Genomic DNA, 19,567 nt, shown 5'->3' on the forward strand with positions numbered 1-19,567 from the left:
TCGGATGCCGGAAGAAAGGCCTCTGGACGGGCTCAGCGCGATCGTCACCGGCGCCGGCCGCGGGCTGGGCCGGGCCGAGGCGCTCGAACTCGCCCGGCTGGGCGCGGCCGTCGTCGTCAACGACTTCGGGCAGCCGGGCCGCGACGGCTCCGGGAACGCCTCCACCGGTCCCGCCGAGCAGGTCGTCGAGGAGATCCGCGCCGAGGGCGGCCGGGCCGTCGCCCACACCGGGGACGTCGCCGACTTCTCGCAGGCGCGAGACCTTCTCGCCCTGGCGACAGCCCATTTCGGCAAGCTGGACATCCTCGTCAACAACGCCGGCATCCTGCGCGACCGCATGGTCTTCTCCATGACCGAGGAGGAGTGGGACTCGGTGATCCGGGTCCACCTCAAGGGCCACTTCAACACTACCCACTTCGCGGCCGCGCACTGGCGGGAGCGGTCCAAGGCGGCGGGCGGCGCGAAGGTGTACGGCCGGATCGTCAACACCTCCTCCGAGGCCTTCCTGGCCGGCTCCGCCGGCCAGCCCAACTACGCGGCCGCGAAAGGCGGGATCGTCGGCCTGACCACCTCCACGGCCCTCGCCCTCGCCAAGTACGGCGTGACCGCCAACGTGATCTGCCCGCGCGCCCGCACCCGGATGACCGAGGACGTCTTCGCCGGGTTCGAGCAGCCCGCCGAGGGCCTCGACCCCCTCGCCCCCGAGCATGTCGCCCCGCTCGTCGGCTACTTGGCGTCCCCGGCCGCCGGACGCGTCAACGGCCAGTTGCTCGTCGTACACGGCGGGATGGTGGCGATCGTTGAACGGCCGCACGTCCAGGCGAAGTTCGACAGCAAACAGGACACCTTCAGCTACGACGAACTCGACGCCCTGCTCACCCCGCACTACGCCGGACGGCCGACGGGGGAGACCTTCGCCGCGGCGGAGGTGCTGGGGCTGAAGCGGCAGTAGGACGGCGAGAACGCGACAGCGGCTCCGCCCCCTCAGGGGCGGAGCCGCTGTCGTGTGTACCGTCAGGCCCAGGCCACCGTCTCGGCCGGCTCCGGCTTGCGGTGCCGCCCACTGGGGGCCGCTTCGCTGTCCTGACCCGAGACCTGACCACGGTGCTTGCCGTGGCCGTCGGGCTCATCGAGGTCGGCGGACAGCTGCTGGGACGTGCTGGCGTCGCTCATCGGAAGAATTCACCCCGTCAACATGATCTTTCTTACAGCGCGGCGATTTTAACCGGCCGACCACAGGGGGGATCCACGCGGGCACGCCGACCGCTGCGAGTTCGTTACAGACGGGGGAGTTCGTCACAGACGGGCCAGCGGAGCCTGCTGCAAGGGTACCGGCCGGTTCACGGCAGGTCCCGGGGTATCCGGTTCGGCCGGCTCCCCGGGCGCACTCGACGCCCCGGCAGCCACGCCGTCCCGAACCGGATCCCCCGGTCCCACGTCCCCCCACCTCCCGGGCTCCCCCGTTTCCCCCGAGCCCCCCGTTTCCCCCGAGCCCCCCGGACCCCCCGTCTCCCCCCAGGGCACCGCCACCGCCGCCACACCGCACGGGACCTCCTCCGTGGCGTACGGCAGCAGCAGCGCCCCGTGCTGCGTCCACAACCCGGCGCCGGACAACCACCCTTCCGGCGCCGGGAGATGGCACATCCGGCGTTCCCGGGGCCGCCAGGCGCCGACCCAGCCGCCGAGCGGACCCTCGATCCGCACCGCGACCCCGCAGCCCTCCGGCGTCAGCACCTGCCCCGGCTGGACCGCGAACGGCGTCACCGTGCAGTCCGGCACCTCCGTCACCCGCAGGCTCTCCGGGAAGCGCACCGGCAGCGTGCTGCCGAGGACGCCCCAGCCCAATCGTTCCTGCCCGGGACAGGGCGCGTCCGAGCCGACCAGGATCAGCCCGCTGTCCGGGTCGGCGAGCAGCAGCCGGTCGTCGCTGTCCGGGGCGATCTGCAGCAGCGGCGACACCTCACCGCCCCGCTCCAGATCGACCACGACCGCCTTGGTCCGCCCGCCCAGTTCCCGGTTCAGCGCCAGCATCCGCCCGCCCCGGTCCAGCCAGACCCCGCCGGAACACCGCCCCGGAAGCACCGCGAGCCGCTCGGGCCCGAAGGCCCCGCCCGCCACCAGCCACACCGTGGAGGAGCGCGGGCCCACGGCGAGCGCGAACGCCCGCACACCCCCGGGCGCGGGCGGCAGCAGCCGTAGCGAGGCACCCTCGTCCGGGCACTCCACCGCACCCAGCGGCAGCTCACCCGTGCCCGGCTCGGTCGGATACAGCAGGGCGAAGTAGTGCCGCCCGTCCGCCAGCCGGTGGATGAGCACCCGCCCGTCACCCATCGGCTGCACCTCCGTGCCGGGCTCCTCGGGCTGGTTCCCGGGCAGCGGCACGGCGTACGGCTCGGGACCGTCCAGCGTCCACCGCTCCGGGTACCAGGAACCTTCCTGCTGAGCCAGCCGGGCCGCGTACGCCCCGTCCACCGTGATGGCGCAGTCCACCGTGATGGCGCGGTCCGTCGTGATGGCGCAGCCCGCCCCCGGCACGCCGTCGTGCTCGGCCGCAGCCGAGGGTTCGATCGCACAGGCCGTCATCGTTCGGTCACCTCCGGCCACGAAGCTAGTTTTCGCACGCACAGGCGGGGGACCGGCAGTCCATGGCTTCACACATACGGGTGCACGCCCGGCGATTCGCCTGAGGAAACAGGGGCCGGTGTGCTGCGCGCCGCCTCCCGTGGGTGAGCAGGTACAGCCCCGCGGAACAGGCAGGTAGCCTTTTCCCCGTGCCCCGTCTGTCAGAAGTCATCGCCGCGCTGGACAACCTGTGGCCCGCCGAGCGGGCCGAGTCCTGGGACGCGGTCGGCACGGTCGTGGGCGACCCCGACCAGCAGATCGGCCGGGTCCTGTTCGCCGTCGACCCGGTGCAGGACATCGTCGACGAGGCCGTGAAACTGGGCGCCGACCTGCTGGTCACCCACCACCCGCTCTATCTGCGCGGTACGACGACGGTGGCGGCCTCCCACTTCAAGGGCCGGGTCGTGCACACCCTCATCAAGAACGACATCGCGCTGCACGTCGCCCACACCAACGCCGACACCGCCGACCCGGGCGTCTCCGACGCGCTCGCGGGAGCCCTGGACCTGCGGGTCGTACGCCCCCTGGTCCCGGACCCCACCGACCGGGAGGGCCGCCGGGGCCTCGGCCGCGTCTGCGAACTGGACCACCCGGTGACGGTCCGCGAGCTCGCCGCGCGGGCCGCCGCCCGCCTCCCCGCCACCGCACAGGGCATCCGCGTCGCCGGCGACCCCGAGGCCCTCGTGCACACGATCGCCGTCAGCGGCGGCTCCGGCGACAGCCTCTTCGACGTCGTGCGCGCCGCCGGTGTGGACGCCTTCCTCACCGCCGACCTGCGCCACCACCCGGCGTCGGAAGCGGTCGCCCACAGCCCCCTCGCGCTGCTCGACGCGGCGCACTGGGCCACCGAATGGCCCTGGTGCGAGCTGGCCGCAGCCCAGCTCGACGAGATCTCCGACCGCCACGGCTGGGACCTGCGCGTGCACGTCTCCAAGACGGTCACCGACCCCTGGACCAGCCACTCACCGTCCCTTGGAGCCCCCAACTGAACGCCGCGCCTGCCGACCAGATCCGACTCCTCGACGTCCAGGCCCTGGACGTACGCCTCCAGCAGCTGGCGCACAAGCGGAAGTCGCTGCCCGAGCACGCCGAGATCGAGTCGCTGACCAAGGACCTCACACAGCTGCGCGACCTGCTCGTGGCCGCGCAGACCGAGGAGAGCGACACCGCCCGCGAGCAGACCAAGGCCGAGCAGGACGTGGACCAGGTGCGCCAGCGCGCCGCCCGCGACCAGCAGCGCCTGGACTCCGGCGCGGTCACCTCTCCGAAGGACCTGGAGAACCTCCAGAAGGAGATCGTCTCCCTCGCCAAGCGCCAGGGCGACCTGGAGGACGTCGTCCTGGAGGTCATGGAGCGCCGTGAGACGACGCAGGACCGGGTCGCCGAGCTGACCGAGCGGGTCGGCGCGGTCCAGGGCCGGATCGACGACGCGACCGCCCGCCGGAACGCCGCGTCCGAGGAGATCGACGCCGAGGCCGCGACGGTGACCAAGGAGCGCGAGGTCATCGCCGGCGTGGTCCCGGCCGACCTGCTGAAGCTCTACGACAAGCTGCGCGAGCAGCAGGGCGGCATCGGCGCGGCCAAGCTGTACGCCCGCACCTGCCAGGGCTGCCGCCAGGAGCTCGCCATCACCGAGCTGGCCGAGGTCCGCAAGGCCGCGCCCGACACCGTGGTCCGCTGCGAGAACTGCCGCCGCATCCTGGTGCGTACGGCCGAGTCCGGCCTGTAGGAACACCTCAGGGTCTTAAGGGGCTTACGTGGCAAGGGAGTTCATCGTCGAGGCGGACGGCGGCTCCCGGGGCAACCCGGGACCCGCCGGCTACGGCGCGGTGGTCATCGACGCGGCGACCGGCGAGACGCTGACGGAGGCGGCCGAGTACCTCGGCGTCGTCACCAACAACGTCGCCGAGTACCGCGGCCTGCTGGCGGGCCTGCGCGCGGCGCACGACCTGGACCCGGCCGCCGCCGTCCACGTCCGCATGGACTCCAAGCTGGTCATCGAGCAGATGTCGGGCCGCTGGAAGATCAAACACCCCGACATGAAGCCATTGGCGATGCAGGCCGGCCGGATCTTCCCGGCCGAGCAGGTCACGTACGAGTGGATCCCCCGGGAGCAGAACAAGCACGCCGACCGATTGGCGAACGAGGCGATGGACGCGGGCAAGCGGGGCGAGCAGTGGTCACCGACGGCGGAGGCAGCGCCCCGTAAGGGGCGCGGGGAACTGCGCGACCAGCCCCCGCCGACCCGCACTGTGACGACTGCCGAGGCAGTCGGCCACGACACCCACGCCGCGAGCAATGTGGCGACGGCACCTCAGCCGACCTCCGGCTGGGCGTCGCCAGACATGGGGGCACCCGCCACCTTCGTCCTCCTCCGCCACGGCGAGACCCCCCTCACCCCCCAGAAACGCTTCTCCGGCAGCGGCGGCACCGACCCCGCCCTCTCCGACGTCGGCCAGGAGCAGGCGCGCCGCGTCGCCGAGGCGCTCGCCCGGCGCGGCACGATCGAGACGATCCTCGCCTCCCCCCTCACCCGCACCCGGCAGACCGCCGGGGCCGTCGCCGAGCGCCTCGGCCTCGACGTGACGATCGAGGAGGGGATCAAGGAGACGGACTTCGGCGCCTGGGAGGGCCTCACCTTCGGCGAGGTCCGCGAGCGCTACCCCGACGACCTGACCACCTGGCTGGCCGACCCGTCGGCCCACCCCACCGGCGGCGGCGAGAGCTTCGCCGAGACCGCGGCGCGCATCGCGGCCACCCGCGACAAGCTGATCGCGGCCTACGCGGGCCGCACGGTCCTGCTCGTCACCCACGTCACGCCGATCAAGACCTTCGTGCAACTCGCCCTCGGCGCCCCGCTGCAGTCCCTGTTCCGTATGGAACTGTCGGCGGCCTCCCTGTCGGCGGTGGCGTACTACGCCGACGGCAACGCGAGCGTCCGGCTCTTCAACGACACGTCCCACCTGCGTCCCTGACGCTCCGGAGCCCCGCCGCCGCCCGGGCCAGCGACTCGACACGGTCCCAGTCCCGGGTGGCCACGGCGTCCGCCGGGATCATCCAAGTGCCGCCCACGCAGCCGACGTTGGGGAGGGCGAGGTAATCCGGCGCGTTGTCCGGACCGATCCCTCCCGTCGGGCAGAAGCGGGCCTGCGGGAGCGGACCGGCGAGGGACTTCAGGTACGCCGTGCCGCCGGCCGCCTGCGCCGGGAAGAACTTCATCTCCCGCACCCCGCGTTCGAGCAGCGCCACGACCTCCGAGGCGGTCGACACCCCCGGCAGGAACGGCACCCCGGACGCGACCATCGCCGTCAGCAGCCCGTCCGTCCACCCCGGGCTGACCAGGAACCGTGCCCCGGCCGCCACGCACTCCGTGACCTGCTCCGGCGTCAGAACGGTCCCCGCCCCGACCACCGCGCCCGGCACCGCGCCGGCGATCGCCCGGATCGCGTCGAGCGCGACCGGCGTCCGCAGCGTCACCTCGATCGCGGGCAGCCCACCGGCCACCAGTGCCCGAGCCAGCGGTACGGCATCGCCGGCGTCCTCGATCACGACGACGGGGACGACGGGTGCGAGGTCCAGCACGGAGATGGGCATGACGAACATGCTGCCCGGGGTGCTGCAGAGTGTGCAATCAGCGTTGCGCATGCTGCAATGGAGGCCAATTCGTAGCGGCCGTAACGACCGCTATACCCTCTAACTCTAGTGAACCTCCGTAACCAACACATCCAGCGCCCACCCCTGCCCCGCCTTGCCCGGAGCCGTCGCCTCCACCTCGTACCCCAGGTCCCGCAACGCCTCCACCAGCTCACCCGGGCCATCCGGCGCCGCCCCTGCGGTCAGCAGGCTCCGTACGATCCGCCCCTTCGTCGCCTTGTTGAAGTGGCTGACGACCTTCCGCGTCGGCGCGTGCAGCACCCGCACCGTCGCCGTCCGCGCGGCCACCTCCCCCTTCGGCTTCCACGCCGCCGCGTACGCCGCCGACCGCAGGTCCAGCACCAGCCCCGCCCCGGCCGCCTCCGGCAGCACCTCGGCCATCGGCTTCCGCCAGTGCGCGCCCAATGCGCCAAGACCCGGCAGCTTCACCCCCATCGAGCAGCGGTACGACGGAATCCGGTCCGTCACCCGCACCGCGCCCCACAGCCCGGAGAACACCAGCAGCGACCGCGCCGCCCGCCGCTTCGCGGCCGCGTCCAGGGAGGCCAGGTCGAGCGCGTCGTACAGCACCCCCGTGTAGATCTCCCCGGCCGGCCGCGCGCCCGCCGTCCTGAGCTGCGTGTTCTTCGCGACCTCCGCGCGCAGCCCCTCGCTCAGCCCGAGGACCTCGCGGGCCTTGTCCTCATCGCCTGCGCACAGGTCGACCAGTTCGGCGAGCACGGCCTCGCGCGCGTCCGCCAGCCCCGGCAGGGACAGCGACTCCGGCTTCAGCGGGGCACCACGGCCCGAGGACGCCTTGCCTTCCGAGGGCGGCAGCAGGACCAGCACACGTACTCCTCTTCATCACCGGCTCTTCGTCACCGGCTCTTCGTCACCGGCGTTCATCACCAACGCCTCGCGCCAGAGTAAGGCGCCGGAGGAGCGCGATGTGACTACGCTCGTCCTATGCCCCGCCGCCACATCCGCGTCAAGGGTGCCCCTGAGGCCCCCCTCCGGACCGCGCTCGCCGCGCTCCGCGCCGACCTCGGTATCCAGGAGAGCTTCCTGACCGAGGTGCAGGCGGAGGCCGAGAGCGCCGCCAAGTACCCGGCCGTGCCCGGCCACGACGCGACCGACATCCCCTTCTTCACGGTCGACCCGCCCACCGCGAACGACCTCGACCAGGCGATGCACCTGTCCCGGCACGACGGCGGCTACCGCGTCCGGTACGCCATCGCCGACGTCGCCGCCTTCGTCGTACCCGGCGGCGCCCTGGACTCCGAGGCGCACCACCGCGTCAACACGCTCTACTTCCCGGACGGGAAGGTCCCGCTGCATCCGACCGTGCTCAGCGAGGGCGCGGCCAGCCTGCTCCCCGGCCAGACCCGCCCCGCCGTCCTGTGGACCATCGAACTGGACGGCGAGGGACGGACCCGGACCGCCGACGTCCGCCGGGCGCTCGTCCGCAGCCGGGCCAAGCTCGACTACGCCGGCGTGCAGAAGCGGATCGACGAGGGGACCGCCGAGGAACCCGTCGCGCTGCTCAGGGAGATCGGCGAGGCCCGCGAACGCCTGGAGGTGGAGCGCGGCGGCATCTCCCTCAACGTGCCGGAGCAGGAGATCGTCGAGTACGACCACACCTACGAACTCACCTACCGCGCCCCGCTGCCCGCCGACGCCTGGAACGCGCAGATCTCCCTGCTCACCGGCATGGCGGCGGCCGATCTGATGCTGGCCCACGGCACCGGCGTGCTGCGCACCCTCCCGGTCGCCCCAGACGGCGCGGTCGCCCGCCTCCGCCGTACCGCACACGCGCTGCACATCGAGTGGCCGCACCACGTCTCGTACGCGGCGCTGATCCGCTCCCTGAACCCGCACCGCCCCCGCCACGCGGCCTTCCTCCAGGAGTGCACCACCCTGCTGCGCGGCGCCGGTTACACGGTCTTCCGGGACGGCGTCCTGCCCGCGGTCACCACCCACGCGGCCGTCGCCGCCCCCTACGCGCACTGCACCGCGCCCCTGCGCCGGCTGGCCGACCGCTACGCCTCCGAACTCTGTCTCGCGGCGGTCGAGGGCGAGGAGCCGCCGGACTGGGTGCTGATGGCGCTGGACACGCTCCCCAAACAGATGGCCGAGGGCGCACGGCGCGCGGGCACGGTGGAACGCGAGTGCGTCGACATCGTCGAGGCGGCCCTGCTCAAGGACCGGGTCGGGGAGGTCTTCGACGGCTGTGTGGTGGAGGTCGAGGAGCGCCGGCCGACCGTGGGCCGGGTGCAGCTGCAGGAACCCGCCGTCATAGGGCGGATCGAGGACGGGAACCCTCTTCCGCTGGGCGAGCGGCTGCCGGTACGGCTGACCCAGGCCGATCCGGGGACGGCGAAGGTGCGGTTCGCACCTGCGTGAGCGCCCTGTTCAGAGCCCGTACGAGACCGGTGGCGTCGTCGGCGTGGAACCGCACGACGCTCACCTCGCGCCGACGGCCCAGCAGGGAGACATGGGTGACGGGCTCGGCCAGTTCGAGGGTCACCGAGGTCTGGGAGCCGACGGGCAGGTCGAGTTCGGCGACGGCGGCCTTGTCGTGCAGGTAACGGGTGTCGCCGCGTACGGACTTGACCGAGTCCAGCGGTATCCGCTGCTCGACCCGGACGCCGCTCCGGACGTGCAGCGCGTCCGCGGTCAGCAGATGCGGATGAACCACGCTCGCCGCGTGCAGGCCGACGACCATGAGGACCGTGTAGACGTCCAGGACCAGCGCCACCCGCTCAACGGCAGGCCAGTTGCGGAGCAGCACCGACATGGCGACCGTCTCGACCGCGCACATGAAGGCGAACCCGGACATCATCGCGCCCTGGCCCTTGGCGTACCCGAACCTCACCCCTGGTCCGCCCGTTCCGCTGGTGCGCCGGGCGGCCCACAGCACCAGGCTCGCCATCAGCCGCACCTCGTGCCGGAGCATGGCGTACGTCGTCTTCACCGCCGTCTTCATGGCCCCTCCCCGGTCTCGCGGGTCTCCCCTGTCGTCACGATGTCCAGCGCCCGTCGGATCGCCGCCGCCTGGGCCGGGGCGAGGTCGGCGTAGAGGGCGCGCATGAAGCTGTTCCCGTGGTCGAGGCCGCGGTCCGGGAGCACGCCGGCCGGGATGGCGCCGGCGATCACCCGGGCGGCCTCGGCCACCCGGGGATCGTCGGTCTCGGCGTCGGCGAGGGCGTCGAGGAGCGTGTACACCTCGTTGGCCCGGGCCGTCGCCCGCGGTGACCCGGCCATGGCACCGGCCAGGGACATCAGCTGAGCGCGCTGCGCAGGGTCCGTGACCGTCTCCACCAGGGCGAACACCTCACGGTCCTTGGCGGCCATGGGGGAGTCGCCGAAGTGCGGGGCCGTCGCCCTGAACAAGCCGGCCAGCTCCGGCGAGACGGGCCCCTCGGCGGGCAGCTCGCCCGCGTCCAGCAGGTCCCGCAGCCGTTGCCGCCGCTCCCGGATGTCCGCCTCCTGCCGGGCGAGGTCCTCGTCGAGCTCGGTGAGCACCTCGACGAGGTCCTTGCCGGCGTCGTCCGCGAGGACGTCCCGTACCTCGGCGAGCCCGAGCCCCAGCTCGGTCAGCCGCCGGATCCGGGCGAGGACGACGGCGTGCCGGAGGGTGTAGTCCCGGTAGCCGTTGGAGAGGCGTTCGGGCTCGGGCAGCAGGCCCTGGTGGTGGTAGTGCCGCACCGTGCGCGTGGTGACGCCGACGGCGGCGGCGAGTTCTCCGATCCGCATGGGACCAGTACAGACGTTGACGTGGCGGCAGGGTCAAGCCGCCGAGTGCGGGCTCAGACGGCGACGAACCAGCGGCTCAGGGCGTCGCCGAGGCCGCTCCCGCCTTCGTCGCCCTTGTCCGCGGCCCAGGCGACGAACCCGTCGGGCCGTACGAGCAGAGCGGTCAGCTCCGGCCGTCCGGGGCAGGCGGCGGTCAGCACGTCCACCCGGTCGGCGTACTCCTCGGCGCGGGCCCGCAGCTTCGGGTCGTCCGCGAGGTCGAGGAGGAGGGCCCGGCCGCCGTGCAGATGGTCCCCGAGCCGGGTTCCGTCGGAGAGCTCCAGGTCAGGGGTGCTCTGCCCGGTGAGGGCGTGCTCGCCGGGCAGGTCGTAGTGCTGCCAGACGCCGGAGATCTGCTTGACGAGGTACGTGGTCCCGCTCGTCGTCAGCGCCAGGCCGGTGACGACCCGGCGCAGGGCGCGGGCATGCCGGTCGGGCCGCATCACCGCGATCTGGGCACGGGTCCAGTCCAGCACCCAGGCGCCGATCGGATGCCGTTCGGCGGTGTAGCTGTCGAGGAGGGAGGCGGGCGCGAGTCCGCGGACGACGGCCGCGAGCTTCCAGCCGAGGTTCATGGCATCGCCGAGCCCGAGGTTGAGCCCCTGTCCGCCGAACGGCGAGTGCACATGCGCAGCGTCCCCCGCGAGCAGCACCCGGCCCTTGCGGTAGCCGGTGGCCTGCCGGGCGTTGTCGGTGAACCGGGTCGAGGAGTGCACCTCGTGGATGGTCACCTCGTCAACGCCCGACACCCGGCGCAGGGAGGCCTGGAGCTCCTCGGCGGTGATGGGCGCGATGGGGGTCCCCCCGCGCGAGCGAAGCCGAGCGTGGGGGAGGTCGGCGGGCGGCCCGTCGAACTCGACGGTGAGGATCCGCCCGGGGAAGGGCCCGTTGACGTACGTCCCCACGTCCGTCGTGTTCCATCCGGCCCCCAGCCGTTCGCCCCCGGTCATCTCGACGACCGCCTGATAACCGGTGATCTCGGGATCGGTCCCCGGGAAGTCGAATCCGGCGAGCTTGCGGACGGTACTCCGCCCGCCGTCGCACCCGACCAGCCAGCCGGTACGGACGGTGTTGTCACCGCCGAGGTGTACGGACACCCCCTCGCCGTCGGCGTCGAAGCCGGTCAGCTCCACGCCCCGGCGGACCTCGACGCCGAGCCGCTCGGCGCGGGCGGCCAGGATCCGCTCCAGCTCGGCCTGCGGGACCCCGAGGCCGACGCCGTCGGCGGGGCCGATGTCGGCGAAGGCCGGGTCGGAGTCGTCGAACAGGTCACCGCGCATCATGATCCCGGCGAAGTGCCCGGCGAACTTCGGGGGAGTCGCCCGGGGCGCGCCGGCACTTCGCTCCCCGGCACTTCGCTCGCCGATGAAGGCCCGCATCCGCCACAGGTTCCTCTCCCAGGCCGCCGCGAGCTCGGGCAGCATCCCGCGCCGGTACAGCGCCACCGCGCCCGCCGTGTTGATCCCGCCCGCCTTGATGGTCTCGTCCACCTCGGCCAGCCGCTCCACGACCAGCACGCCCGCGCCGCCGAGCCGCAGCTCGCAGGCGAGGAAGAGCCCGACGGGCCCGCCGCCCGCCACCACCACGTCATAGTCCGCGCCGTAGTCCGTGCCCTCGTTCTTGCCGTCTGTCATCGGCATCGTCGTCGTCATGACTTCACTGTAGTCACTAAAAGTTTCGAGCGGCTATAGTTTTCTTGTGATCGATGAGAACAGGCCAGGGGAGTCCCTGCGGGAGCGCAAGAAGCGTGAGACGCGGCAGCGGATCTCGAACGTCGCGACGGTGATGTTCCGGGAGCACGGCTTCGACCGGGTGACGGTCACGGAGGTCGCGCGGGCGGCCGGCGTCTCGGCGATGACCGTCTTCAACTACTTCCCCCGCAAGGAGGATCTGTTCCTCGACCGCATCCCGGAGGCGGTCGAGGCGTTCGCCGGCGCGGTACGGGGCCGCGCGGCCGGCGTGCCCCCGCTCGCGGCGCTGCGCCGCCTGGCCTTCCGGTTCATCGACGCACGGCATCCGCTGGGCGGGCTGGGGGAGGGCTTCGCGGGCTTCTGGACCGTCGTCGCCGACTCGCCGGCGCTGCTGGCCCGGGCGCGGGAGGGCGCGGAGGAGGTGGAACGGGCGCTGGCCGGGGCGCTGGCGGACGCCGGAACCGCCGACCCGGGGCTGGTGGCGGCCGTGACCGTCGCCGCGTACCGCTCGGTGTGTGTCACCTCGGTGAGTCGCCAGCTCGCGGGTGAGCCGTACGCGGAGGTTGCCGAGGATCACCAGGAGCGGATGGGGGCGGCGTTCGATGCGCTGGAGCGGATGTTCCCCGGTCTGTGACCGACTCTCTTGACGGCTAACGCGGTTAGCCGTACGGTCATGGCTAACGGCGTTAGCTAAGATGCCTTCGGGAGGCAGCCATGACCACCACCACGAACGCCACCCCCGTCCCCGCCCTCCGCACCGCCACCACGGTGGCCCGCCGCACGGCCTGGCTGGCCGGCGCCCTGTTCTGGACCGCGTTCGCCGTGCTGGAGGGCGTGAACCACGGCTGGCTCGCGGGCGCCCTCGCCCTGCTCTTCCTGATCCTCCCGGACCTCACCTTCCTGGTCGCCGCCGACGAGGCGCCCCGGATGGCGAAGGGGCAGCTGCCGCCGCGCGCGGTGCCGTACTACAACGCGATGCACCGGGCGCTGGTGCCGCTGGGGCTGCTGGTGGCGTACGCGGTCCAGCCCCTCTTCTTCTGGCCCCCGGCGTTCGCCGCGCTCTGCGGCTGGCTGGCCCACATCTCGTACGATCGCGCCTTCGGCTACGGACTGCGGACGAAGGAGGGCTTCCAGCGTGACTGACGGGACTGGCGCGACTGGCCGACTGACGGCAAGGGCGCGGGAGATCGTCGCGGCGGCCAGGGACCTGCTGGAGGAGTCCGGCCCCGCCGCTCTCACCATGCGCACCCTGGCCGACCGCCTGGGCATCAAGGCCCCCTCCCTCTACAAGCACTTCCCGGACAAGCACGCCGTGGAGGTCGAGCTGGCCGCGCAGATGCTGGAGGAGTCTGCGGAGGCGCTCGAAACGGCGGCGACCAGGACCCCAGGCTCCCTGGAGGAACTTGCCAGGGCCTACCGGACGTACGCCCTGTCCCACCCCCACCTCTACTGCCTGGCCACGGAACGCCCCCTGCCGCGCGCCTCCCTGCCCGCCGGTCTGGAGGACAGAGCCGCCCTCCCTCTGCTGCGGGCCTGCGGCGGCGACCTCGACCTGGCCCGCGCCACCTGGGCGTTCGCGCACGGCATGGTGGTCCTGGAGATCCACGGCCGCTTCCCGGAGGACGCCGACCTGGACGCGGCATGGAAACGGGGCCTGAGGGCGTTGCACCCTTAGCTCAAGGGGGTTGCAAAGGTGGCCGAACAAGCACGGTGGACGAGGGCGAGGCTGGGGCGCTGCGGCCCGCCGCTCGACCTGTTGACGGCGAATTTCGAACGGCACACGTACGCCCCGCACGCACACGCCGAGTTCACGATAGGCGTCTGCGTCGGCGGCTCCGAGGTGATCGACTACCGGGGCGGGCACATCCGCACCGGCCCCGGTTCGATCGTCGTCCTGGCCCCGGGAGAGATGCACACGGGCGGCCCGGCGACACAGACCGACGGCTACGCCTACCGCGCCATGTACGCGGACCCGTCCCTGCTGACGGACGGCACCCTGGTCGGCACCGGCACACCGCACTTCCGCGACCCCGTCCTCGACGACCCGGAACTGGCCGCGGCCTTCCGCCACGCCCATACGACCCTGTCCACCTGCCCCGACCCACTGGAGGCGGAATCCCGCCTCCCCTGGCTGCTGACGGCCCTGTCCCGCCGCCACTCGACGGCGCGGCAGGCACCGGACCGCATCCCCGGCGCGGGCGGTGTCGCGCTCCTGGTCCGGGACCGCCTGGCCGACGAACTGACCTGCCCGCCGTCGCTCGCCGACCTCGCCGCGGACCTGGGCCTCTCCCGCTACCAACTCCTCCGGGCCTTCCGTACGACGATGGGCGTCCCGCCGTACGCGTGGCTGGCCCAGTATCGGGTGAACCGAGCCCGCGGCCTTCTGGAGGCGGGCCTGCGCCCGGCGGAGGTGGCGACCCTGGTGGGCTTCGCCGACCAGGCGCATCTGACCCGCTGGTTCCGCCGGGTGCTGGGGGTGACCCCGGCGGCGTACCGCAACAGCGTTCAAGACGCGGCACGCCTGCTCAGCTGAAACTCTTCGTATGACTGCACGCGGCTGGATGTTGTTCTCCCTCATGGGAGTGATCTGGGGCATCCCCTATCTGATGATCAAGGTGGCGGTGGACGAGGTGTCCCCGTCGACGGTGGTGTTCGCCCGCTGTGCGGTGGGCGCCCTGCTCCTCCTCCCCCTGGCGATCCGCCAGGGCGGCCTGTTCCGCACCCTCCGCACCCACTGGCGCCCGATGCTGGCCTTCGCGTGCATAGAGATCATGGGCCCCTGGTTCACCCTCACGGACGCCGAACGCCACCTCTCCAGCTCCACGGCGGGCCTGCTGATAGCGGGCGTACCGATCGTGGGCGTGGTGGCGGCGCGTTACTTCGGCGGCGAGCGGGAGCACCTGGGCGTACGCCGGATCGCGGGCCTGCTGATCGGCCTGGCCGGCGTAGGAGTCCTGACCGTCCCCCACCTGACGGGCGGCGACGCCCGCTCCCTCGGCGAGGTCCTGCTCACGGTGATCGGCTACGCGACCGCACCCCTCATCGCGGCCCGCCGCCTGAAGGACGTCCCGACGCTGCAGCTGATCGCCCCCTGCCTGACGCTGGCGGCGCTGGTCTACGCCCCCGCGGCGGCGGCGACCTGGCCCACCTCCATGCCCTCGACGAACGCGCTCCTCTCCCTCCTCGCCCTGGGCATCCTCTGCACGGCGGTCGCCTTCGTGGCCTTCCTGGAACTGATCAAGGAGATAGGCCCCACCCGCTCCACAGTGATCACCTACGTCAACCCGGCGGTGGCCGTGGCCGCGGGTGCCCTCTTCCTGGGCGAGAGCTTCACCCCCACGATCGCCGTCTCCTTCGCACTGATCCTCACGGGCTCCGTACTGGCGACGATGGCCTCGGCACCGAAGAGGCCGGCCCGCCCGGTAACATGGTCGACACGGCAGACGAGCCGGGCGGACGGCCGCGTGGAGTCCCCCTAGGGGGCTTCCCGAGGAACGTCCGGGCTCCACAGGGCAGGGTGGTGGCTAACGGCCACCCGAGGCGACTCGCGGGACAGTGCCACAGAAAGCAAACCGCCGGGGACCTCGGTCCTCGGTAAGGGTGAAACGGTGGTGTAAGAGACCACCAGTGCCCAGGGTGACCTGGGCAGCTAGGTAAACCCCACCCGGAGCAAGGTCAAGAGGAGCGCTGTAAAAGGCGCTCTGCGGGGACGTTCGAGGGCTGCCCGCCCGAGCCCCCGGGTAGACCGCACGAGGCCGGCGGCAACGCCGGCCCTAGATGGATGGCCGTCGCCGAGGGCTCCGCGAGGAACCCTCGGAACAGAACCCGGCGTACAGCCCGACTCGTCTGCCGCTACCTGTGGTTTTGCCCGGGGAAGGGCCTCTGGCTTGCGTCGTGCTTCGCCGCGCTGCCGCCTTTGATGCTGCCGAGGTTCGGCGTGCCGAACTCCATCAGCCGGCAGTACGACGGTCCGTTCTCGAACGGCGTGCCCTGCCCCAGGGCGTAGCGCGACAGCGACAGTGTCGCCCATTCCTCCAGGGGGAACTGCCAGAGCACCTGCTTGCGTTCGTCCTCGGCGGCTGTCTCGCTCTCCGGAGCGCTACTCCGGTCGAATGTCGCCGCTGCCGCCTGCAGGTCCATTTCGTCCGCCATGAAGGTCATCATGCCGAATCATCTGCATTCGAGGCGCCGTTGGGCAGTTGAAAGCGAGTTCGGAAGGCGAGTCGGCTCGGGAGTTCATGCGGCGGTTGGGAGTTCGCCTTCGGCAGCGCTGGAGATGCCGATGACCTCCACGGTCACACCCCGCGCCGCGAGCGCCTTCGCGGTCTGGGCGATGGTGATCTGGGAGAAGCCGAAGACGGACTCCGCAGTTAGGTTTTCGCGGTTCTTCAGAAGTACGCCCAGAACGATGCGCTTGGGTGTGAAGTGGTCCGGGAGCAAGATCTCGCCTCCGCTGAGCCGGGCCACCTTCGTCGTGAACTCCGTACGGACCTGGGCAGACTCCTGGAGCAGTTCCACTGCGACCCTGGCCTGGCTGAAAAGGTGACTCAGCGGACCGGAACCGCCTGCGCGCTTGACGAGGATGAGGGTGCCGTCGGGCATCAGCAGGTCGCAGATCTCGACCTGGTCCCTGGGGCGGAGCGGGTTGCTGACGTTCCTGGTGTCGAGACAGAGCCAGCCAGGCCGGTCATCAGCCACCCTGTTGTTGTAGGCGTTCTCGGACTCGCCGTCGGCCCAGGCAGGAAGCGAGACGGAAGGCGAGGGAGGGAACAGCGCGGCCACGGTGGCCCGGCACTCTTCCACATAGGCGGATCCGGCCTCGTACCACTCGCCGTCCATGAGGAAGAACCGGCGGGCGCCGAGGGGGATGCCGGTCTCCAACCAAGTCAACGCGCTGGTAACGGCGAGCGTGTCGGCCGTCCCTGCCCGGCGGTCCTTGGCGAGGGTCACGGTCCCGTCGCGCAGCGCCTTGAGGCGCCGGCCGGGCGGCGCGAGTCGGGCGCGGGTGAGCAGGTAGTCGAGATCGAAGTCCTCGGACCGCAGGGCTCCGGGACTGTTGACCTGCGTCAGATACGCGGTGGCCTCGGCGTATGCGGTGTGATGTCCGAAGGGGACGGAGACCGAGATGTCTCCCTCGGCCGGACGGCCGAGACGGCCGTCCAGCGCCTTGTCGAGGGCGTCGAGTGTCGAGGTGTCGCTGACCGGCACGATGTGATCCACGAACTCCAGCTCACTGTGCGGGATGTCCTCGCGGCAGATTCTCGTGATGGCCCGCAGATCGGCGAGCAGGGCCTCGGGTTCGACTCCGAGTGCGATCCTCAGGCCACGTCCCCCTTGGGCGCTGACTGCCTTGCCACGGGTGTATCGCGACCGGGTGAGCGGAAGGTCGTCGAGGTAGCCGCCCAGACTGCGCACGATGCGCGAGTGGTCGCGGATGCCGAGCAGCGGGACCGGGGCGCCGCCAGGAACGAGGGAGATGTCGGTGCGCGCCTGCCCGAGCGACTTCGACACGGCCTCGCGGATCATGTTCGGGTCCATCTGGCGGATGGCGAAGGAGAGACCGAAGCGCTGGTCCTTGAGGTGTTCGGGGATCAGCCGGTACCCCTGGTCGCAGCCGATCGCGTACACCGTGCCATCGACAGCGAGCAGGAGCACGGCGGCGGTACGGCGGACGTTCTCGGTGACCATGATGCCTGTGGTGCGCGACATTGGCTCGCACCACGGGGCCTCGGTGTGCTCGATCCCGCAGGTGACGAACACGGCAGGGACGCCGAGTACGTCGGGGAAATGTGGTTCCGCGCCGAGGCTGTCGAGAAGTTCGGCGTCAAGGGCGTTCAGCATGGCGTCCGTGGTGGGGGCGGCGGCGGATAGCCGGTAAACGGTGCGTACTGCGGTGTTCGATGCCATGGTGCGCCTCCGTGGGGCAGTGGCTGCTGGGTTTCGAGGGCGGGTGGGACACGTCGGTGCCTCCGAGGTCGTGACTGGACGGGACAGGGGCGGGTGTGTGAGGCAGGCCGGAAGGCCCTGCGGCGAGGACATGCTGCACACCGCACCCGCCCAGGGACGGCCGAGTACACAAACTATGTTGTCAATGTCTGTGTACGTTGTCAACGTGATTACCCTGGAAACGTGATCGGCAGTCCGTGTACGCTGGGGGTATGACGGACAATGCCGCTTCATCGGTCGGCCCTCTGGTCACCGGCTCCGAGATCGCACGGTTGGCCGGAGTGACCCGGGCGGCTGTCTCCAACTGGCGTCGGCGCTACGACGACTTTCCCGCGCCGGCGGCGGGAGCCGCGAACAGTCCGCTCTACGCGCTCGCCGAGGTCCAGGAATGGCTGGACAGGCAGCGCAAAGGCCAGGAGGTCTCACCCGAGGTCGAGTTGTGGCAGGCCATGCGGGCCGCATACGGCGAACAGATGGTCGTCGGTTTGGCGGAGGTGGCCGGGGTACTGGCCGGGCAGCCCGAGGCAGGCATGCCGGACGACGTGGCCGGCCGTGTACAGGCGCTCGCTCGGGCCGAGGCACCCATCGACCTGGTGAACGGGCTGACCGAACGATTCATGGACTCCGCTCGACGCGCGGGCTCGGACCAGGTGACTTCCGAGCGCGTGGTGCGTGCCGTGTGCCACTTCGCTCCCCGGCTGTCGGACGACGCCACGGTCTTCGATCCCGCCTGCGGAATCGGGGTGTTGCTCCTCTCCGTCGGCGCCGCAGAGGGAATGCGTTGCCGAGGCCAGGAGCTGGATCCTGACAGCGCTCGGTTCGCACAACTTCGCGCCGACCTCATGGGCCGATCGGATGTACAAGTCGTGGCGGGTGATTCCCTGCGTGCGGACGAATGGCCGGAACTCAGGGCGGATCTGGTCGTCTGCGACCCTCCCGCCGGCGTAACTGAGTGGGGCCGCGAGGAACTGCTGCTCGACTCTCGCTGGGAACTTGGCACCCCGTCGAAGGCCGAAGGGGAACTCGCGTGGCTCCAGCACGCGTACGCGCATACCGGACCCGGCGGCCACGTTCTCATGGTCATGTCGGCCTCCGTCGCCTACCGCAAGGCAGGCCGTCGCATCCGGGCGGAGCTCGTACGCCGTGGCATCGTGCGCCAAGTGGTCGCCCTGCCGCCGGGGACGGCGACCTCCCACGCCCTGCCGATCCATCTGTGGTGTCTGCAGCGTCCCGAGAACCCTGGAAACGCGGACGCCGGCCGTACCGTGCGCATGGTCGACCTGACCGGCAATAGCCCCGACGACGGTCTGGAACCTCGCCCCGACCAGGTCGCCGACGTTCCGTTGATCGAACTCCTCGATGACACCGTCGACCTCACCCCCGGCAGCCACATCAGGGTCAGGCAGCGCGACTATCCAGGCGAATACGCCGCCCTGCGCAAGGAACTGGAGGACGAGATCCGCCGACTTGCTGCGATCCTGCCCGCGTTCGCGCCGGGCAGCGGGCCGGGCTCACTGGACGGCGCCACCACCAGCGTCGCGGATCTCGTCCGCGCGGGCCTCGTCACGTACGAGGGGCCGGAACCCGTCTCTGCCAGCGAACAGCTCGACACGGACTATCTGCAGGGATTCCTGCGCAGTTCCGGCAACACCCGCAGGGCCACAAGTGCCAGCGGGACCTACCGCCTTGACAGCAAGGGATCACGCATCCCGCGCATGGGCATGGACGAGCAGCGGAGGTACGGCTCCGCTTTCCGGTCCCTCTCCGCGTTCGAGGAGGCAATGCGTCGAGTCGGCGAGCTGAGCCGGCAACTCGCCGAAGTCGCGCGTGACGGCCTCGCCACGGGGGCCTTGGCACCGGAGGAGTGAGGGCAGGGCGGC

General features: G+C 71.5%; 19 protein-coding genes, 1 other RNA gene and 1 pseudogene. 12 read left to right on the forward strand and 9 right to left on the reverse strand.

Going from position 1 to position 19,567, the window contains the following annotated elements; all coding sequences use genetic code 11:
• Nucleotides 1-4 precede the first annotated feature (4 nt).
• The gene (locus tag EDD90_RS37995) at nt 5-952 is read left to right on the forward strand and encodes a 3-oxoacyl-ACP reductase (protein ID WP_123977587.1); all 948 of its coding nucleotides are present in this window, start codon (nt 5-7) and stop codon (nt 950-952) included.
• Between the two features lie 62 nt (nt 953-1,014).
• Here EDD90_RS37995 and EDD90_RS55880 read toward each other — a convergent pair whose 3' ends face one another.
• Together EDD90_RS55880 and EDD90_RS38000 are read right to left on the reverse strand one after the other, a co-directional pair.
• Entirely contained in the window at nt 1,015-1,173 is a 159-nt protein-coding gene (locus tag EDD90_RS55880) for a hypothetical protein (RefSeq protein WP_185149378.1), read from the reverse strand.
• Nucleotides 1,174-1,296: 123 nt separating this feature from the next.
• Nucleotides 1,297-2,583 (reverse strand): hypothetical protein, encoded by a 1,287-nt coding sequence (locus EDD90_RS38000; protein ID WP_123977589.1) that lies wholly within the window; start codon nt 2,581-2,583, stop codon nt 1,297-1,299.
• Nucleotides 2,584-2,771: 188 nt separating this feature from the next.
• On the opposite strand from EDD90_RS38000, the gene EDD90_RS38005 reads away from it, so the two are divergent.
• The 3 genes from EDD90_RS38005 to EDD90_RS38015 are packed head-to-tail and all read left to right on the forward strand — an operon-like array spanning nt 2,772 to nt 5,597.
• On the forward strand, nt 2,772-3,611 hold the full coding sequence (locus EDD90_RS38005; protein ID WP_123977591.1) for a Nif3-like dinuclear metal center hexameric protein: 840 nt from the start codon (nt 2,772-2,774) through the stop codon (nt 3,609-3,611).
• The gene (locus EDD90_RS38010) at nt 3,608-4,351 is read left to right on the forward strand and encodes a zinc ribbon domain-containing protein (RefSeq protein ID WP_123982072.1); all 744 of its coding nucleotides are present in this window, start codon (nt 3,608-3,610) and stop codon (nt 4,349-4,351) included. Before EDD90_RS38005 ends, EDD90_RS38010 begins: the two co-directional genes overlap by 4 nt.
• A gap of 28 nt (nt 4,352-4,379) precedes the next feature.
• Nucleotides 4,380-5,597, forward strand: a complete 1,218-nt coding sequence (locus tag EDD90_RS38015; protein ID WP_123977593.1) for a bifunctional RNase H/acid phosphatase — start codon at nt 4,380-4,382, stop codon at nt 5,595-5,597.
• Here the strand turns inward: EDD90_RS38015 and EDD90_RS38020 are convergent.
• On the reverse strand, nt 5,569-6,216 hold the full coding sequence (locus tag EDD90_RS38020) for a bifunctional 4-hydroxy-2-oxoglutarate aldolase/2-dehydro-3-deoxy-phosphogluconate aldolase (RefSeq protein ID WP_123977595.1): 648 nt from the start codon (nt 6,214-6,216) through the stop codon (nt 5,569-5,571). The two genes, EDD90_RS38015 and EDD90_RS38020, sit on opposite strands and share 29 nt — an antisense overlap.
• A 105-nt stretch (nt 6,217-6,321) precedes the next feature.
• Nucleotides 6,322-7,104: a peroxide stress protein YaaA gene (gene yaaA, locus EDD90_RS38025; RefSeq protein WP_123977597.1), complete on the reverse strand. Its 783-nt coding sequence runs from the start codon at nt 7,102-7,104 to the stop codon at nt 6,322-6,324.
• Between the two features lie 117 nt (nt 7,105-7,221).
• Between yaaA and EDD90_RS38030 the strand changes: the two genes are divergently transcribed.
• Nucleotides 7,222-8,658, forward strand: coding sequence for an RNB domain-containing ribonuclease (locus tag EDD90_RS38030; RefSeq protein ID WP_123977599.1), 1,437 nt, complete (start codon nt 7,222-7,224; stop codon nt 8,656-8,658).
• Here the strand turns inward: EDD90_RS38030 and EDD90_RS38035 are convergent.
• Genes EDD90_RS38035 through EDD90_RS38045 form a run of 3 tightly spaced genes read right to left on the reverse strand, consistent with a single transcriptional unit; the run spans nt 8,549 to nt 11,684 of the window.
• Nucleotides 8,549-9,241 (reverse strand): hypothetical protein, encoded by a 693-nt coding sequence (locus tag EDD90_RS38035; RefSeq protein ID WP_123977601.1) that lies wholly within the window; start codon nt 9,239-9,241, stop codon nt 8,549-8,551. The two genes, EDD90_RS38030 and EDD90_RS38035, sit on opposite strands and share 110 nt — an antisense overlap.
• Nucleotides 9,238-10,011: a MerR family transcriptional regulator gene (locus EDD90_RS38040; RefSeq protein ID WP_123977603.1), complete on the reverse strand. Its 774-nt coding sequence runs from the start codon at nt 10,009-10,011 to the stop codon at nt 9,238-9,240. The genes EDD90_RS38035 and EDD90_RS38040 overlap by 4 nt, the downstream gene beginning before the upstream one ends.
• Before the next feature lie 53 nt (nt 10,012-10,064).
• Complete coding sequence (locus EDD90_RS38045) at nt 10,065-11,684, reverse strand: FAD-dependent monooxygenase (protein ID WP_123982074.1); 1,620 nt, start codon at nt 11,682-11,684, stop codon at nt 10,065-10,067.
• Nucleotides 11,685-11,748: 64 nt separating this feature from the next.
• On the opposite strand from EDD90_RS38045, the gene EDD90_RS38050 reads away from it, so the two are divergent.
• The 6 genes and pseudogenes from EDD90_RS38050 to rnpB all read left to right on the forward strand — a co-directional run bounded on the left by EDD90_RS38050 (nt 11,749) and on the right by rnpB (nt 15,590).
• A complete protein-coding gene (locus EDD90_RS38050) occupies nt 11,749-12,375 on the forward strand; it encodes a TetR/AcrR family transcriptional regulator (RefSeq protein ID WP_260328392.1) in 627 nt (208 codons plus the stop codon).
• A gap of 80 nt (nt 12,376-12,455) precedes the next feature.
• Complete coding sequence (locus EDD90_RS38055; protein ID WP_123977605.1) at nt 12,456-12,884, forward strand: DUF4260 family protein; 429 nt, start codon at nt 12,456-12,458, stop codon at nt 12,882-12,884.
• A 22-nt stretch (nt 12,885-12,906) separates the two neighbouring features.
• Nucleotides 12,907-13,416, forward strand: a complete 510-nt coding sequence (locus tag EDD90_RS38060; protein WP_123982078.1) for a TetR/AcrR family transcriptional regulator — start codon at nt 12,907-12,909, stop codon at nt 13,414-13,416.
• Between the two features lie 18 nt (nt 13,417-13,434).
• Nucleotides 13,435-14,274: an AraC family transcriptional regulator gene (locus EDD90_RS38065; RefSeq protein WP_123977606.1), complete on the forward strand. Its 840-nt coding sequence runs from the start codon at nt 13,435-13,437 to the stop codon at nt 14,272-14,274.
• A gap of 73 nt (nt 14,275-14,347) precedes the next feature.
• A pseudogene (locus tag EDD90_RS59150) lies at nt 14,348-15,070 on the forward strand (DMT family transporter); the annotation flags it as partial.
• 115 nt (nt 15,071-15,185) lie between these two features.
• An RNA gene (rnpB, locus tag EDD90_RS38075) (RNase P RNA component class A) lies at nt 15,186-15,590 on the forward strand.
• 3 nt (nt 15,591-15,593) lie between these two features.
• Here rnpB and EDD90_RS38080 read toward each other — a convergent pair.
• Entirely contained in the window at nt 15,594-15,905 is a 312-nt protein-coding gene (locus EDD90_RS38080; RefSeq protein ID WP_260328393.1) for a hypothetical protein, read from the reverse strand.
• 72 nt (nt 15,906-15,977) lie between these two features.
• Nucleotides 15,978-17,648, reverse strand: a complete 1,671-nt coding sequence (locus EDD90_RS38085; protein WP_123977608.1) for a TIGR04141 family sporadically distributed protein — start codon at nt 17,646-17,648, stop codon at nt 15,978-15,980.
• Between the two features lie 251 nt (nt 17,649-17,899).
• Here EDD90_RS38085 and EDD90_RS38090 point away from each other — a divergent pair, with 251 nt between their 5' ends.
• Nucleotides 17,900-19,555, forward strand: coding sequence for an N-6 DNA methylase (locus EDD90_RS38090; protein ID WP_185149379.1), 1,656 nt, complete (start codon nt 17,900-17,902; stop codon nt 19,553-19,555).
• Nucleotides 19,556-19,567 lie beyond the last annotated feature (12 nt).

Origin of the sequence: Streptomyces sp. Ag109_O5-1 (assembly GCF_003814875.1) — a bacterium.
Taxonomy (GTDB): domain Bacteria; phylum Actinomycetota; class Actinomycetes; order Streptomycetales; family Streptomycetaceae; genus Streptomyces; species Streptomyces sasae.